Raw genomic sequence first — 15259 nt, forward strand, 5'->3', positions numbered from 1 at the left:
AATTAAACAATTGTTATGGGTAAACCTTTTAAAAAAGAATTACAATCTATAAAGGAAATATATGAATGGGCTTGTAGTTTAGAAATTTCTGAACTTAAAACACAAATAGAGAAATTTGAGCAAAATCCTTTATTAATAATTGGATCGGGTGGTTCTTTAAGTGCCTGCTATTTTGCATCAAAATTACATCAGTCTAGAGGACAAATTGCAAAAGCAATTACTCCATTAGAATTATTTTATTCAAAAAACATTATAGATAAATGTTCTTTACTTTTTCTCAGTGCTAGCGGAAGAAATACTGATATTTTGACATCTTTTAAAAACGCTATAATTGAAAATCCAAAAAGCTTACATGGCATTACCTTAGCAAACAGTACACCTTTAAATAAATTAAGTTTAAAATTAGGTATAGATTCAATTATTGAATTTAAAAATCCTATCGGAAAAGATGGTTTTTTAGCAACTAACTCTTTAATAGCTTTTTTTATTTTGTTAAATAGAGCATATGGGTATGAAGTTGACAACGAAATGATTATAGTTGATGAAAAATTTAATATTGATTTAAAAGATTTTATAGAGAAAATCCATAAAGACTATACTTTTAAGGTTCTTTATGCTGATTGGAGTTTACCAGTAGCAATAGATATTGAGTCTAAATTTTCTGAGGCAGCATTGGGTAACATTCTCTTATCAGACTACAGGAATTTTGGACATGGTAGACATAACTGGCTTGATAAAAGAACTTTCTCGACGGCTATCATTGCTTTAATTACACCACAAGATAAAGAACTAGCAGAAAAAACTTTAGCTCTAATACCTTCTAATATTCCTATTCTCAGAATTGAAACGACAAAATCAGATTCATTGAGTTCTCTAAATTTATTGATAAAATCTTTTTATTTGACTGACTTAATGGGTGATATTCAAAGTATAGATCCAGGCAGACCAGGAGTTCCAGATTATGGTTCCAAATTATATCATTTAAATTATTTTAAATTGCTAAATGCAAATAATAAAAAGAATGATAAAGTCGCCATTCAAAAAAAATTAGGAAATAAATCTTTTTTTAGTCTTGATGAAAGCGATAAAAATATATGGATAAAAGCATCAAATAATTATAAGACTAAAATAAATAAACAAAAATTTAATTCAATAGTTTTTGATTATGATGGGACTTTATGTCACGCTGTTGACCGATATACCGGTTTAAAAGAAGATATGGGAAATAAGATTAATCTATTGCTAGAAAATAATATAATTGTTGGAGTAGCAACAGGTAGAGGAAAATCAATTAGAACAGATTTACAAAGAGTTATCAAAAAAGAATTCTGGAATAAAGTTATTATTGGATATTATAATGGTGGTGAAATAGGTTTTTTAAATGACAATAACATCCCGTCAAAAACCTTTTCTAAAAATCCCATACTTGAATTTATTGAATGTCAATTAATAGAAAAATACAAAGATGAAATTGCTACTAAACATAAAAAAACTCAATTGACAATTGAATTAAAAAGGAACACTACTGATGAATTTATTTCGGATGTTATTAAGTTTATTTATCTCCAAAATAAAAGTGGAATTCTTTGTGTTCAATCTGATCATTCTATTGATGTTATAGTTAGACCAGATGTATCAAAACTAAATGTTCTAGAATTTATTCAGAGCAAAACAAAGATGAATGGATATGAAATTTTATGTTTTGGAGATAAAGGTAATTTTCCTGGTAATGATTTTGAATTATTAAGTCATCCTTTTTCATTAAGTGTTGATGAAGTATCAATTGATAAAAATTCATGTTGGAATTTTGGAAATTCAATTGGTAAAAGTACTGATACAATGATGCATTATTTAGATATGATTGAAATATATAATAATTATTTTAAAATTAAATTATGAGAGATGATGTTGTAAAAGCTTTACTTGAAAAGGTAATAAGTAGTATAGATGAAATTGATGAAGATATGACTCAATCATATATTAAGTATTTTCAAGCATTAGCACGTTATAAATATGATAATTATCAACAATATTCAGCTGGTTTAAGATTTATTGAAACATTAGCGATTTGGTTAGAGCAATTTGACTCAATAGATAAAAAAATTGCATTAGATTTTATTATGAACCGTATAGTCTACATCTCATCTTCAGAGATTAATTTAATAGCTGAATCATGTTTTATTGACAAACTACAGTATATCTTAATCAAGATTACAGCTATAAAAATTAATGTTCCAGAGTACAAGTTAAAGCATATCGAAAAATCTAATGAATATGAGGTTTTAAAAAGACAATCACTATTTTGTGGTTTAAGTGATGGAGCTAGACTAGATATATTCCGTAGAGCAAATACTGGCATTTTAACTCACGAACAAATTTATTTGACTTATGAATTATCAGAACAAAGAGTTTCAAAAATGAAAGATGAATTAATTGAAGATTTAAATAATAGATTTAAACTTGAATTGAACAAAGATTCTGAACAAGCTAAATTTAAAACTCTTTTTTTAATAGACGATTTTTCTGCTAGTGGGACTTCTTATTTAAAACAAAATGATAAAGGAGAACTAAAAGGTAAAATTGCTGGATTATATAAAGATTTATATGATCCCAGTAAAACTATTTATGATTCCGCTTTTGATAAGAAAAATTTAAAAATTTATATCATATTATATATTTGTTCAACACAAGCAAAAATAACTATTGAAAGTAATTTTGATAAGTTATTTGAGACATATAATCATAAGCCTGAGCTAATCATAATGCATGAATTAGATGAACAATATCAGATTAAGAACCATGAAGGTATTTTTGATATATGTAAAAAAGAGAAGTATTATGATAAAGAACTGATTGAAGACAAGCATACTCAAAAGAACATTCAACTTGGTTTTAGTGATTGTGCACTTCCATTAATACTAGAGCATAACACACCCAACAATTCTGTTCCTCTTTTATGGACATATGATTATTCAGATATTTTTAAAGGATTATTTCCTAGAATCCCAAGACATCGTGTATTATGAGAATAGATATTAATCCATTTTTTTCAAGACCTTCAGAAACAATTGGTGCTGATGACAAGTTTATACAACTATTCAGCCCAGATGTTCTTGATATTTTTGATGAGAAAAAACCACTTTGGGACATTGTAAATATTATTAGGAGTTCACCAGGAGGAGGCAAAACAACTTTATTGAGGTTATTTACTCCGGATATACTTTTACGGATAAAAAACAAACAAAAAGATGAGCTACACTTATTAGAAATATACAAAAAACTAAAATCATTGGGTGTTTATGATGATAAAGACAATCCTTTATTAATTTCTACACATATTCCTTTCACTAATGAATATTCAACATTGGAATATTTGAAAATTAATGATGCTGCAAAAAATCATTTATTTTTTTCATTATTAAATACAAGAATAATTTTATCAGTATTATATTCATTTTGTAGAATTAAAGATTTAGAGTTTCCCGAAGATTTAGATAAATTAAATATCAATCAAAATCCAGCAATGACTGGATATAATCCTCTACGAAATATAAACAATGGAAAGGATATTTATGATTGGTGTTGTGAAAATGAAGAAAAAATTTGTAGCGATATTGATAATATTACTTTATCAGATAATCATGATGTAGATAAAGTAGTTGAATTATATTCTCTTCATCTATTTGATGGCAAGAATATTGTTTATGATGGAAATCCTATCAAAGAGAAAATTCTAATTATGTTAGATGATGTCCATAATTTAAGTCAAAAACAGAGGACTTCATTGATGAAAAATATAATAGATAGAAGGCCAATAGTGAATGTTTGGATTGCTGAAAGATTACAAGCTCTCACAATGGAAGAAATAATTTCAGAAGGCAATATTATAAAGAGAGATTTTGTTTTTATTAATTTGGAACAATTTTGGAGTAAAGGAAATAAGTTTCAAAAGTTTGCTAGCTCTGTAGCAGAGAAACGCTTGTCAACAATTGCTGAAGGAGAATCCACAAATTTTTCATCGTATTTATCTGAGGTTATTGATAAAGATTTCAATGAAACTGCTAAAAAAAATATTCAAACTATTAAAGGCAGGCTATATACAAACTTTAATAAGAAAAAGTATGAAAAATGGTTATTGACAAGAGAGGAATTTAACGGTAACGAAATTGAAACATTAGTAGAATGGAAAAGGTTAGAAATTTTAATTAACAGAGACCATGGAAACTCTCAGCAAGTTTTACAATTTGAAGAATTATTAGATGAGAATTCACTAGAACATCAGGATGGTTCAGATATTGAAAATGCTGCTAGATTATTCCTTCACGATGAGTTTAAAATGCCTTACTATTATGGTATAGATAAAATAAGTAGACTATCTTCTTCTAACATTGAACAATTTTTAAATATTTCAGGAAAATTATTTGAAGCAATAAGTCTGAATCAATTAAAGAAAATTTCACAAAGCAATAGTAATCCAGTATCTATTTCACCAAAAAAACAGGATCAATTGATTAAAAAACTAACAGACGAAAAATGGAAAGAAATGGATATTAGAGTTCCAAATTCTACTCAGATTAAAGTTTTTCTTGATAATATTGGTTTGTTTTGTAGAGAACATACATATACTCCAAATGCATGGAATTCTCCTGGAATAAACGGTATTGCACTAACTATGCAAGAACGAGATTTGCTTAAAAATAGAGCAATAAATGACCCAAAACATGCATTACATACTACAGCTAAGATAATTGCGATATGTATTGCATATAATTTACTCGATTTTAGATTAAATTATAAAGTTCAAGGAAAAGAAGTTATGATTCTTTATTTAAATAGAATTTATTGTTCGAAATATGGTCTACCTCTAAATAATGGAAAATTTAAAGTCAAGAAATTAAATGATTTCAAAAAATTTTTAACTAAAGGGCAAGCAAATTCATTTAACAATACTTTAGACTTTTAATTATGGAAATGAGATGGAAAAATTATATTTTAAATAAAAAATCTGAAAAATGTATAGATTTTTGGGGAAATTATTTAACAGAAAGTAAAGATTTACTTTATATTCATGGCTTAGGTTTTGATCCGCGAACATTAAATGGAATAAAAACGATTTATAACATAGATGGAAGTGGCAAAAGAGACGTTTTAAGTGTCAGATATTTCCAAAGTCAAGAGGAAAAAGATAGTAATATTACATCAGATGAAGTAAAACAACATGAAACTGAATTAGTCAATTTTTTAGAAGCGGTAAATAATTCTATTCGGACTATTGTTCCCATAATCACAAGAGCTGAACAAAAAAGTATTGCATCTATAACTGCTCATAATATTATTGAAAATATTGAGCAAATTAACTTATATAGTGATGTGATTGTAGATATAAGTGCTATGCCTAGAGGTGTTTTCATTCCTTTATTGCATAAAATTTTGAAAATAATTGACAATCACCCTGAGTGTAAAGTTAATCTTCATGTTGTAGTTACAGAGAATTATCTTTTAGATTCTAAAATTGAAGACGAAGGAGTAGAACAGTCTGCTGAGTTTATACATGGTCTGAGCATTCATGATTTAGCAATTAATCAAAAGTTCAAAGAAGTTTGGATTGCTATCTTGGGAGAGAAACAATTAGAACAATATGATAAAATAAGAAGTTCAGTAAATCCAGTATCTACTTGTGCAATCTTACCTTTTCCATCTAAAGACCTCAGAAGAGGTGATGATCTAATTAACCACTATCAAGATAAATTACTTAATGACAGGGATTTTGATGTAAAAAATATTATATATGCTGATGAGCAAAACCCTTTTCAAGTTTATAGATTGATTAGAAACACAATTGAACGACATAGTTTGTCATTAAACATTTTTGGAGGCACAAAAGTAATTGTTTCAGCTTTATCTAGTAAATTGTTAACAGTTGGAGCTTTTCTAGCTGTTTATGAAACAAAAAGTTTTGAGAATGAAAGGAAAGATTTAAGAATAGGAATAAAACATGTTGATTCAATTAGTCATAAATTTGTAGACCAAAAGGATAAACAAGAAATTTTAAAAAGTAATGAGCTTTTTCATATGTGGATTGCTGGTGAACCTTACATATAAATAAAAATAGAAAAATGAAAAGTATAGTTGGAATGGGGCTCGTTGCTCTTGATGTAGTTTTAGAAAAGAATTCAGAAGTAAAACCTTTGTTATATGCAGGTGGTTCTTGTGGAAATGTATTGTGTATTCTTTCATATTTAGGTTTTAACACTTATCCAATAGCTAGATTAGCAAACAATAAGGCAACTGAAGAACTGATAAGTGATTTTAAATTCTGGGGTGTAAAAACGGATCTTATTTTTAAAAGTGATGATGGAAGTACACCTATTATAATTCAACGATTGAGTAAATCAAAAGAAGGGAAACCAATTCATAAGTTTGAATTTAGGAATCCTGAGAATGGAAAATATTTACCCTCTTTCAAGCCTGTTTTAGCTAAAACTATTGATTATTTTTATAATAAAAAACCTAAATGTAATTTTTTTTATTTAGATAGAATTAGCAGAAGTTCTGTAGAATTAGCCAAATTATACAAAAAAAGTGGAGCTATAGTTGTATTTGAACCTTCATCTTTAAAGATTGATAATCAAGCCTTGATTAATGAATTAATTAATTTTGTTGACATACTAAAATTTTCAAATGATAGAATACCATTATATAAAACAATTTTTGACCAAGGTATAATTCCTCTTGAAATAGAAACTTTAGGTAAAAACGGTATTAATTATAGAATTAATAACAATATAGAAGGTAATAAAAGTGAATGGAAACATATTCCACCGTTTAATCTAGGTAGTATTATTGACAGTGCTGGTGCTGGTGACTGGACTACAGCTGGAGTTATTAAAGGATTAATTGAGAATAATATAAATTCCATAAATGAAATCAGCATTGAGACAACTGAAAATATTTTAAAATATGCTCAAACTTTAGGAGCATTTAGCTGTTTATTTAAAGGTGCTCGTGGTCTAATGTATCAAGTAGATAATGATTTATTACATGATTTATCAGAGAAGTTAATTACAAATTGTTTTGATAAAAATAATTTATTAGATAATATTCTTATAAAAGAGCGAAATAATTTTGAAGATACTATATCTTCTTTATTAATAATATAGGTTTTCAGTCGCCACGCCTTCCCAACGCTAGAAAAGTTTTTGTATGCCAGAAGTTAAGCAACCCGATAGATAATTAGTGCAAGGCAACAAAAGCCTTTCCCAAAGCTTAGGTAAGATATGAGAAATTTACTTATATAAAATCTGATTTCTCTTATAAATAGCAATTTGATACTCATTTGTTTCTCTGAGAGCATGAAGAAAATAGAGGATATGTTCCATACTTAGTTTAGATAAAATGTCATAACTTTTCTTATGGCATTTTCTATACTTTTTACCACTTCCACAAAAACAGATAGATACACGATCAATTTTTTTACCTTCAATAATTTGGTTCAATCCAAATTCAATATTAAAAATATTATCTGTCATAAATGTTTCTTCAAAAAACTCAATCCATCCTTTATTTCCATGTGACCTTTCTTTTAAAAAATAACCATTTTGATTTCTAAAAATTTGGCTATAAAAATAGTTCTTTACCTGATTATTGATAAATGAACTTAGCGTTATGCCACTATTGCAAATTATCATCTCCTCGGGTGGAGAAGCAATGCAACAATTTCCAGTTTGTTCAAAAATATGCCAATCAACATTTCTGGGAATACGACCACCAGTTTCATATAGTAATGGAAAATTATAAGGATAATTAGATACCGCTTTTATCGCTATTTGAAAAGTATCTTCAATATTGCCATATTCATCGAGCAATATTATTGACCCGAAAATACAAGGTACTCCATCTTCAATTTTAAATGATAATTCCTTGTATTCATCTATAACTTCTAATGCCTCTTGCTCAAAAATAGTATAACCGTTCATCTTTATTTTGACCAAGGTCGTGATAAAGCAGCGCCGCCTACTGTTGATGAAGTGCTACTAGTTTGTTCATTTTTATCTTCTCCATCAGGAAACCGAGTTCCTAAATGCTTTTGCCACAATCTACTAGCCTTCAGATGATTTTGCTCTTTCAATGCTGCTTCCGCATCAGCAAGAAAATTATCCAAATTAGTAAGAAAATTATTTTTTCGAGTAGTATCATAATCACTAAACAAGTCGTCGTTTGGAGTCACAGGAACTACACATTCAAATTTTTGGGCTAACGTTTTCTTAATTTCTCGTAAAATGTCAGTTAATAAAATGTCATCTCTATCATTAAGAACAATTTTATCTTTTGCATTCATAGCGAGAATAGTCATGGCAAGTCCGCTAGGCATTTTATTTCTTTTATAATCACACCAAGCTTTTAATTCTTTTATTGCTTTGATCATTTTTCCATTGGAATCTTTATTTGCATTAAACCAGTCAATAAGTGCTTTTGGATCGCTATCTTCCCATCCATTGTTTTTTACAGCAAGTTGATATTCTTTACCACTAACTTTGTAATATACCGGAATATCAATTTCATAATCGCCAGAAAACACATTTCTTATACATTTTTTTCGATGCTCAGGTGAACTCGCTGTATAACCATTAACTGCATCCCAAATCCAGCTTTGCAAAGTTGTAGCTGTTACGTCAGGAGTTCTAAAAAAATAAACACCATCGTCCAAGTCACAAATGTCGTCCTTAGTTCTAATTCCTGTTTTCATTTTATAAGAACCTTGTATGTAAAATTTCGGAATATATTCTGAATGATGTTCTTTGAAATACTTTCTAATTCTTTCTCTTAAACCATCTTTAGAAGTGGTCATTTTTGTTTTTTTATTTGATGTCAGAGAAATTTCGGTATTAAATTCTCCAAACAAGTTGTGACAGTTTGCCATTTTTAATTGTTTTTATAGTTCTTAATAGTTTTAAAAAATTCTAAGACTTCAGGTTTAGTAGAAAACGTATTCCCAACTTGATTTCCTAATGATTGTATTGTTAACAGTGTTTTTTTATCAGCTCTATCCATCGTAATAATGTTCATTTGAGCACTTGACAAATCCGGCGATTTAATTCTTAAATAATTCCCTTTAGGATTTATTTTTGGAACTATTTTTCGTAAAAAATAATCTGTAAAATAAGATTGTCCATCTAATGCTGTCTGGAACATTTTCTCCTTCCATCCAATAATAGATTTTGATTTATTTGATGTAGATATCCAACCATTCGGGTTAGTTATACTGGAAATAGATAAAATACTAAAATCATCATATTCTTTTCCTTCTCCAACGTAATAATCAATAGCTTCTAATAATCCACAAAGAGAGGGATTGTTTGCCCAAACACCGCCGTCAGTGTATAAAAAGTTATTATGCTCGTGAACAGGGTAATAACTTGGTGCAGCAGAAGTAGCTAATGCAATATCAACGAGTTTGATTGTATTATCTACAAAATGTTCTGTTTGACTTCCAGACTTTTTAAAAACTTTTGGTTGTCCATTAGTTAAATTAAAACTAGGAATACAAAGCAAGTTATTTGCATCATTCATTGTTTTATCACCAAACAAATCCTCAAGTATTGTTTTCAATGGCTTCACTGAATGTTTATTAGAAAAGAAAATTTGCTTAACTTTTTTATAAGAATTCTGAAAACCTCTGATAATATAATTATTCGAAGTAGGAAATATTTTTGACCCTTTTGTCAAATATAAATCTACCAAAGACTGTGCACTCATTCCATTTGCTAGACCAATTGCAATTAATCCACCAGTAGAAGTACCACATATCATATCAAAATGATCTGTAATACTTTTACTAGTCTTCAATTCAAAAGATGCTAAAATAGATGCACTATATAATCCTTTGATTCCTCCTCCATCAATCGATAGTATTTTAAAAACTTTTTTGCCCATTTTCTCCTGATGTTGCCATTAGTAATACAAAAGCAACTAAACCAAAAAACACACCAGTTTGAACTTGCAAACTTTTTGGTTTATTAAACAATATATCATTACAAAAACTTTCACAGTTATAGTTTATTAAACTGTAGGGCTGTCCTAATTTTTGCAAAGCTTTTTGCACTACATTTTTTCTTTCTAAAGAATTGCCTTTAAATTTTTCGATTCTAGTGATGGATTTAACATCTTTAAAAAAATAACTCACTCTTGTAAGAACTACACCTATTCCGATAACATTTTCACAAATCAAATGCTCTCCATTCATATTATACCCTAAATATAGAGCATGGTGTTGTACTAAATTCCAACTACTTTTTGGGACAACAATTCTGTCACCAGGTTCTAAACCATAACGGTTTACTAAATTTTGTTCTAAATACATGTTTTTTTGAATTAATAATTAACAGGGCAAATATATAAAATATTTTCAAATGTTTGTTATAATGACAATATTTTTTAATGTTTGTTTTACTAACATTGATTGTGTTGATAACTTATAAATTATTGATAACCTTGTTAGTTTAACTATATAATTTGTTAATTAAAATTGCCACAATCATTTTTTTATATATTTTTGTCAAAGATTTAAAATTAAGCAACTACGAAATATGGCTTCTTTTAACACCATTCTTTACCAAATTGTTGGAGAAAGAATAAAAAAAAGACGAGAGAGTATTGGTTTAAATCAAAATGATTTATCTGAGAAAATCAATATTGGGAGATCATCTATCTCCAATATTGAAAAAGGCAGACAGCAACCTACACTTCACACTCTATTCGAAATCTGCAAGGTTTTAGATATGGATGTGCAAACAATTCTACCAACCTATGCCGAAGTTCAAGAAAAGACCTCAAGCAATACAAATGATTTGTACACTATCTTCCTTGAAAATATAGATGTTACAGACAATTCTAGAAAAGTTATTGAAAACATTCTAAACAATACTAAAAAATGATATTTAGATATATTGAAGAAAAAACAGAAAATCTTTTGAAAGAGAATGATTTTTTTATTCCTAGTTTTGATGTTATTAAATTAGCTAAAAAAATTGGAGTTCAAGTTTTAAAGAAAAAATTTGATGATGATGTGTCTGGTGTATTTATTATGTCCGATAAAACTCCTATCATTTCTTATAACGGAAATGAAGATAATAAAAGAATCCGCTTTACAGTAGCACATGAATTAGGACATTATATTTTACATTCAAACGAGCAACCATTTTTTCTAGATAAATCTCCAAAAGCTATGTATAGAAATTCTGCCTCTACAACTGGAGAATTTTTAAAAGAAAGAGAAGCAAATGCATTTGCTGCATCTTTATTAATGCCAAGTAAATTAATTGAATTAGAATTGGAGGCTTTATCTGATGAAGTTAGTGATATAGTAAAACATCTTGCTAAAAAATTTAATGTTAGTGAACAAGCAATGACCTTCAGATTATCTAATTTAGATTATTACATAGCTTAACATAAGATCTATTTTATAAAAAGACGTAAGGCAATTCATTGTCAATACCAGAAAGCGCGCCAAAAAAATCAGCATTTGTTTTATATCAATTAAAACCAATTACATAAAAAACAATTAAACAGATTTTGTACGTTATTGTAGCAAACCATATATTATGAAATTGATCACTAATTTCAATAAAAAATAACTTTGTAAAGCCCAAATAATTGAACTAACTTTTTAGTAACAACACAATAAAAATAAAGTTAAAAACTACGGTTACAATGCCACTCCTTCCCAACGCTCCAAAAAAAATTACTGTCATGGTTATTGGTGCAATAACACGTACGCTTCGCAACTCATGCCAGTAATTTTTTTTCCCAAGCTTCTTTACATAATGTGGCATTATAGTGCATAAAGAACTATCCTGCTACTAATAAAATCTCGGATGCACTATAATAACATTATGTAAAAAAGCCGCTCACCCAACGCGCTTGCCAGTGGCTCCAGGACAACCTTTTTTGCAGCTCCCATCGCATCACCCAGCTACAAAAAACACCGTCCTTCGCCACTGTCTTTAACAACGTTCTCCATTTCATAGGAAACTTTACGGTTATACTTGCTTTCAAGAACGTTCACGGTAACTGTTTTTATAAGCTTTGTGGTTAAATAGGAAGTGTTTTCATTGCTTTTGTAAGTAATAAAATGGCTTTGACATTATGTTAATTTGCCTATGTTAAAAGCCATTTTATTACCCACAAAACCAAAATCCCCAGCAAGAGTATTATTTTTTATTTGCCAGATCTATCCCAGTAAATTGGTTTCACGATGGCCTGATGCCTTAACGTTACAATCATACTTCGTAGTAATTGAACTATTTTTTTTAAAAGATATATCAGGCATCAATCCATCATAAAACCAATCAGAACAATCCAATAAGCAAATAAAAAATAATACACTTGCCTGCGCAACTGCCTCATCGCACTAGGTAAGTATTTGCATTGTTTTTTGAAGATGCTTTCCATTTTCAAAACAAATTTTCTCCTGAAATACAAATTCTGCTTTCAATAGACGCACAAAGCATCCTCAAAAAACAAACCCACTAAAGAGTATTGAATTTTAAAACAGGATAAAAGCATTTTTATTGATTTGCCTATGGATATTTATCCTGTTTTAAAATTCAATTCCCTTTAGAAGACGACGTGATTTCATAACAAAATCTCGTAAACCACAACTTCTTCCGATTCAACTCCGTTTTCAAAAAGACGATTACAGGAAATTTCAAAAAAAATAAATAAAAAAAAGGAAGCAAAGATAAGTTCCAGGTTTACAAAAAATCAAGTTCAAGCCCTACGGGTTTTAAAAAAAATCTCCACCTATACCGTTTCGCAAAACATTCTATTTTGATTTTGATAACCCGATTACCGATGATGTATCAGGTAGTATTTTTTTTAAAAAAACTTGCTTTTTTGAAACCCTCCACTAGACGAATGGCTTTCTTTTTTTTCTTTTTTTCTTTTGAAAAAATTTAATGGGCGGAGCGGAGCGTAGCGAGGCACATCTACATTTCAGAAGAAACACCGCAAAAAATTGAAAATTAATCTAATTTTTAAAGCCGATGTTATGCTGAAATTTATCATTAAAACCCACAAAAAAGACACTATCTACACAAAACCACATTTATTCCTACTTAACAAAGGGATGAATAGCGGAAAGCCACAAAAAGAGCCATTTACAAACAGTTTCGTTATCATTTTTGAAAATGAATCTGATTTTGATACTATAAATTTAACTGCTTATGCACTTTGGAAAACTAAATTTTGGCATCAATTCCTTAGAGGTTCAGTAATCCCATTTTTAAACCTACACGACATTAGAAAAGAATTTTCTATAAAAGTTAACCAAGAGATAAAAGACCACAAGGAGCACGTTAAAAACATTGAAACTTTAAAGCTTCTGGAACAAAGCGAAAAACGTTTCCATGAAAATCTAAATCTTATCAATGATATGCGAAGAGTTATTTTATACAGATATATAAGTAAATAAAAAAAGCCAGGTCTTTCGACTTGGCTTTCGTTTTGTTTAACCCAAAGGTCACCACAACTAGGGCTAAACTTATTTTTTGTGCTTCTTATTTAGGTTTTTAAGTAGTAACGAAATCGTAAAACTGACAACGGCTCCAACAGTAGCTAAGATAACCGTTTTGGCAATATCATCAGAGGAAAGATTAGGTACAATACTTAAAAGTGTGCCTCCAGCAGTTCCCATCAATGTGGGATTATTTGCTGTCATCAGTTGTAGTAAGCTGACTTGCAGCTGACAAAACTCCTCCAGCTACCGCAACATAGCCACCAATGGTAGTTACAATCGCAGGCAAAGCAATTGGAGCAGCTAAAATTGTTCCACCAACGGCAGCTAATGCTAACCCAACAGTTCGAAGCACTTTGAAAAATTTTGGTGTAGGAGCTTTTGCTCTATTAATGATTTTTTTCATAATCTAAAATTAAGATTGGATAATTAATTCAACACTTTCTTTATTGTTCAAAGCTTTGTAAACAAAGTCTTTTAGCTCCGTAAAAGCTTTTCTCGACATCAAACCTAAACCAGGTCCAGAAAGTTTAGTAACAGGAGCAATACAACCTTGCAATTCCTTTTGAGCATTATTAGCAGGATGAAATAGAATAAACTTTCTATTCGGCACATCCACCAATTCTAAATGCCATTTGTATTTTGCGCTGTATCGCTTTCTAATAAAATATTTCCCTTCCGGAACACAGGAAACCTTCGTTTCGTTCATCTTCCACGGCAATTCAATTGTATTGCAAATCAATTTGCCTTCGCATTCGAGTTTACCATTTGTTCCTTCAGGGAAATAAGTTCTAGTTAACCAAATAACCATTACACACCGCTATCAACTTTTGCAATTGATAATGGGTTAAAAGCACCATTTTTCAATGGATACATTTGTCCATTTATCTGCTGATAGAACTCAACACCTAAAGCCAAAAATAATGGCTTAGTTGAGTTAGCAGTAACCGTATTCACTTGGTTAATTGGAGCAGTAGCAGTTCCATCCCAAGGCAAAATTGCAGTTTCAGAAGTAGAAACCACGTACGTTTCAGCTTCAAAATCAATTTCCGCTCCACCAGAAATAATTTTGTAATGAGTAGTTCCACTTGGAGCAGCAATCATATTCGCAGGAATAAATGATGCTAAATCCACAGTAATTTCACCAGCCACACGGTCAATAGTTGCTACAAACGGAGCAAACAAGGTAGTGCCAAGTTTACCACGAATATTGAATTCAAAACCAAATAACAATTCGGCTTCTCCATCAATCACATTACGCAATCCACGTACACTTGTCAAATCCGCTTGAAGCACTTTAACCATAGCTTGTGTCAATCTACTAACCATTCTACCATCAGCAGAATTGATTAAAAGCGGTCTTAAAGCCGTTCTAAGCATTTTTCCTGCTTTACCAGCTCTACCAAACTCGGAGCCATTTTCACGAGTTCTTTGAAACGCAGGATCACTTGCTATTCTACTAGCGTCAATTCCGCCTTTTTCTCTCGCCAAGTGTCCATCTTGCGTTTTGTAAAAAGTAATATCTCCGATAGTACCTTTTAGTTTAATTATGCCTTTCTGTCTAGCCATAACTTCAAAATTTTGTTAAACATTCATTTAAAATCTCCTTCATTCTTTCAATCAGTTGCAACCACATTTTGAATGATTAAAGCAAAGTTTACAAAGCATTTCACTAAATAAAAAGTCATAAGTGTACCATATGTCCAAAATCGACACAAGTGTCTTAAATCAACATAAAAACCCAAT

At 29.7% G+C, this 15259-nt stretch carries 16 protein-coding genes; 8 read left to right on the top strand and 8 right to left on the bottom strand.

Going from position 1 to position 15259, the window contains the following annotated elements:
• Nucleotides 1-15: 15 nt before the first annotated feature.
• From Q0049_RS05795 to Q0049_RS05815, 5 genes are read left to right on the top strand one after another with little or no spacing between them, the layout of a single operon-like run.
• The gene (locus Q0049_RS05795) at nt 16-1899 is read left to right on the top strand and encodes an HAD family hydrolase (protein ID WP_298117544.1); all 1884 of its coding nucleotides are present in this window, start codon (nt 16-18) and stop codon (nt 1897-1899) included.
• Nucleotides 1896-3026 (top strand): hypothetical protein, encoded by a 1131-nt coding sequence (locus tag Q0049_RS05800; protein ID WP_298117546.1) that lies wholly within the window; start codon nt 1896-1898, stop codon nt 3024-3026. Before Q0049_RS05795 ends, Q0049_RS05800 begins: the two co-directional genes overlap by 4 nt.
• A complete protein-coding gene (locus Q0049_RS05805; RefSeq protein ID WP_298117548.1) occupies nt 3023-4963 on the top strand; it encodes a hypothetical protein in 1941 nt (646 codons plus the stop codon). The genes Q0049_RS05800 and Q0049_RS05805 overlap by 4 nt, the downstream gene beginning before the upstream one ends.
• Nucleotides 4964-4971: 8 nt before the next feature.
• Nucleotides 4972-6102 (top strand): hypothetical protein, encoded by a 1131-nt coding sequence (locus Q0049_RS05810; RefSeq protein ID WP_298117550.1) that lies wholly within the window; start codon nt 4972-4974, stop codon nt 6100-6102.
• A gap of 14 nt (nt 6103-6116) precedes the next feature.
• Entirely contained in the window at nt 6117-7160 is a 1044-nt protein-coding gene (locus Q0049_RS05815; protein ID WP_298117551.1) for a carbohydrate kinase family protein, read from the top strand.
• A gap of 126 nt (nt 7161-7286) precedes the next feature.
• Here the strand turns inward: Q0049_RS05815 and Q0049_RS05820 are convergent, their stop codons facing one another.
• The 4 genes from Q0049_RS05820 to Q0049_RS05835 are packed head-to-tail and all read right to left on the bottom strand — an operon-like array spanning nt 7287 to nt 10360.
• Nucleotides 7287-7976, bottom strand: a complete 690-nt coding sequence (locus Q0049_RS05820) for a hypothetical protein (protein WP_298117553.1) — start codon at nt 7974-7976, stop codon at nt 7287-7289.
• A 2-nt stretch (nt 7977-7978) separates the two neighbouring features.
• A complete protein-coding gene (locus Q0049_RS05825) occupies nt 7979-8920 on the bottom strand; it encodes a nucleotidyltransferase (protein WP_298117555.1) in 942 nt (313 codons plus the stop codon).
• Between the two features lie 2 nt (nt 8921-8922).
• Nucleotides 8923-9933 (bottom strand): CBASS cGAMP-activated phospholipase, encoded by a 1011-nt coding sequence (locus Q0049_RS05830; RefSeq protein WP_298117557.1) that lies wholly within the window; start codon nt 9931-9933, stop codon nt 8923-8925.
• Entirely contained in the window at nt 9914-10360 is a 447-nt protein-coding gene (locus Q0049_RS05835; RefSeq protein ID WP_298117559.1) for a lecithin retinol acyltransferase family protein, read from the bottom strand. The genes Q0049_RS05830 and Q0049_RS05835 overlap by 20 nt, the downstream gene beginning before the upstream one ends.
• Nucleotides 10361-10586: 226 nt before the next feature.
• Here Q0049_RS05835 and Q0049_RS05840 point away from each other — a divergent pair, with 226 nt between their 5' ends.
• The 3 genes from Q0049_RS05840 (at nt 10587) to Q0049_RS05850 (ending at nt 13471) form a co-directional block, all read left to right on the top strand.
• Complete coding sequence (locus Q0049_RS05840) at nt 10587-10934, top strand: helix-turn-helix transcriptional regulator (RefSeq protein WP_298117561.1); 348 nt, start codon at nt 10587-10589, stop codon at nt 10932-10934.
• A complete protein-coding gene (locus Q0049_RS05845; protein ID WP_298117563.1) occupies nt 10931-11446 on the top strand; it encodes an ImmA/IrrE family metallo-endopeptidase in 516 nt (171 codons plus the stop codon). Before Q0049_RS05840 ends, Q0049_RS05845 begins: the two co-directional genes overlap by 4 nt.
• Before the next feature lie 1569 nt (nt 11447-13015).
• A complete protein-coding gene (locus tag Q0049_RS05850; RefSeq protein WP_298117565.1) occupies nt 13016-13471 on the top strand; it encodes a hypothetical protein in 456 nt (151 codons plus the stop codon).
• Between the two features lie 69 nt (nt 13472-13540).
• Here the strand turns inward: Q0049_RS05850 and Q0049_RS05855 are convergent, their stop codons facing one another.
• The 4 genes from Q0049_RS05855 to Q0049_RS05870 are packed head-to-tail and all read right to left on the bottom strand — an operon-like array spanning nt 13541 to nt 15082.
• Nucleotides 13541-13717, bottom strand: coding sequence for a hypothetical protein (locus Q0049_RS05855; protein ID WP_298117566.1), 177 nt, complete (start codon nt 13715-13717; stop codon nt 13541-13543).
• The gene (locus Q0049_RS05860; RefSeq protein WP_026725702.1) at nt 13704-13919 is read right to left on the bottom strand and encodes a hypothetical protein; all 216 of its coding nucleotides are present in this window, start codon (nt 13917-13919) and stop codon (nt 13704-13706) included. The genes Q0049_RS05855 and Q0049_RS05860 overlap by 14 nt, the downstream gene beginning before the upstream one ends.
• 9 nt (nt 13920-13928) lie before the next feature.
• Nucleotides 13929-14324, bottom strand: coding sequence for a DUF5675 family protein (locus Q0049_RS05865; protein WP_298117570.1), 396 nt, complete (start codon nt 14322-14324; stop codon nt 13929-13931).
• Nucleotides 14324-15082: a hypothetical protein gene (locus Q0049_RS05870; protein ID WP_298117572.1), complete on the bottom strand. Its 759-nt coding sequence runs from the start codon at nt 15080-15082 to the stop codon at nt 14324-14326. Before Q0049_RS05870 ends, Q0049_RS05865 begins: the two co-directional genes overlap by 1 nt.
• Between the last annotated feature and the right edge of the window lie 177 nt (nt 15083-15259).

This window comes from Flavobacterium sp., from assembly GCF_027484205.1.
Classification (GTDB): Bacteria; Bacteroidota; Bacteroidia; order Flavobacteriales; family Flavobacteriaceae; genus Flavobacterium.

What these genes read in the sequence shown, in the direction of transcription:
- Q0049_RS05795 (WP_298117544.1), top strand. Translation starts at nt 16, where the DNA reads ATGGGTAAACCTTTTAAAAAAGAATTACAATCTATAAAGGAAATATAT.
- Q0049_RS05860 (WP_026725702.1), bottom strand. Translation starts at nt 13,919, where the DNA reads ATGAAAAAAATCATTAATAGAGCAAAAGCTCCTACACCAAAATTTTTC.
- Q0049_RS05865 (WP_298117570.1), bottom strand. Translation starts at nt 14,324, where the DNA reads ATGGTTATTTGGTTAACTAGAACTTATTTCCCTGAAGGAACAAATGGT.
- Q0049_RS05845 (WP_298117563.1), top strand. Translation starts at nt 10,931, where the DNA reads ATGATATTTAGATATATTGAAGAAAAAACAGAAAATCTTTTGAAAGAG.
- Q0049_RS05800 (WP_298117546.1), top strand. Translation starts at nt 1,896, where the DNA reads ATGAGAGATGATGTTGTAAAAGCTTTACTTGAAAAGGTAATAAGTAGT.
- Q0049_RS05840 (WP_298117561.1), top strand. Translation starts at nt 10,587, where the DNA reads ATGGCTTCTTTTAACACCATTCTTTACCAAATTGTTGGAGAAAGAATA.
- Q0049_RS05815 (WP_298117551.1), top strand. Translation starts at nt 6,117, where the DNA reads ATGAAAAGTATAGTTGGAATGGGGCTCGTTGCTCTTGATGTAGTTTTA.
- Q0049_RS05855 (WP_298117566.1), bottom strand. Translation starts at nt 13,717, where the DNA reads ATGACAGCAAATAATCCCACATTGATGGGAACTGCTGGAGGCACACTT.
- Q0049_RS05820 (WP_298117553.1), bottom strand. Translation starts at nt 7,976, where the DNA reads ATGAACGGTTATACTATTTTTGAGCAAGAGGCATTAGAAGTTATAGAT.
- Q0049_RS05825 (WP_298117555.1), bottom strand. Translation starts at nt 8,920, where the DNA reads ATGGCAAACTGTCACAACTTGTTTGGAGAATTTAATACCGAAATTTCT.
- Q0049_RS05830 (WP_298117557.1), bottom strand. Translation starts at nt 9,933, where the DNA reads ATGGGCAAAAAAGTTTTTAAAATACTATCGATTGATGGAGGAGGAATC.
- Q0049_RS05810 (WP_298117550.1), top strand. Translation starts at nt 4,972, where the DNA reads ATGAGATGGAAAAATTATATTTTAAATAAAAAATCTGAAAAATGTATA.
- Q0049_RS05870 (WP_298117572.1), bottom strand. Translation starts at nt 15,082, where the DNA reads ATGGCTAGACAGAAAGGCATAATTAAACTAAAAGGTACTATCGGAGAT.
- Q0049_RS05835 (WP_298117559.1), bottom strand. Translation starts at nt 10,360, where the DNA reads ATGTATTTAGAACAAAATTTAGTAAACCGTTATGGTTTAGAACCTGGT.
- Q0049_RS05805 (WP_298117548.1), top strand. Translation starts at nt 3,023, where the DNA reads ATGAGAATAGATATTAATCCATTTTTTTCAAGACCTTCAGAAACAATT.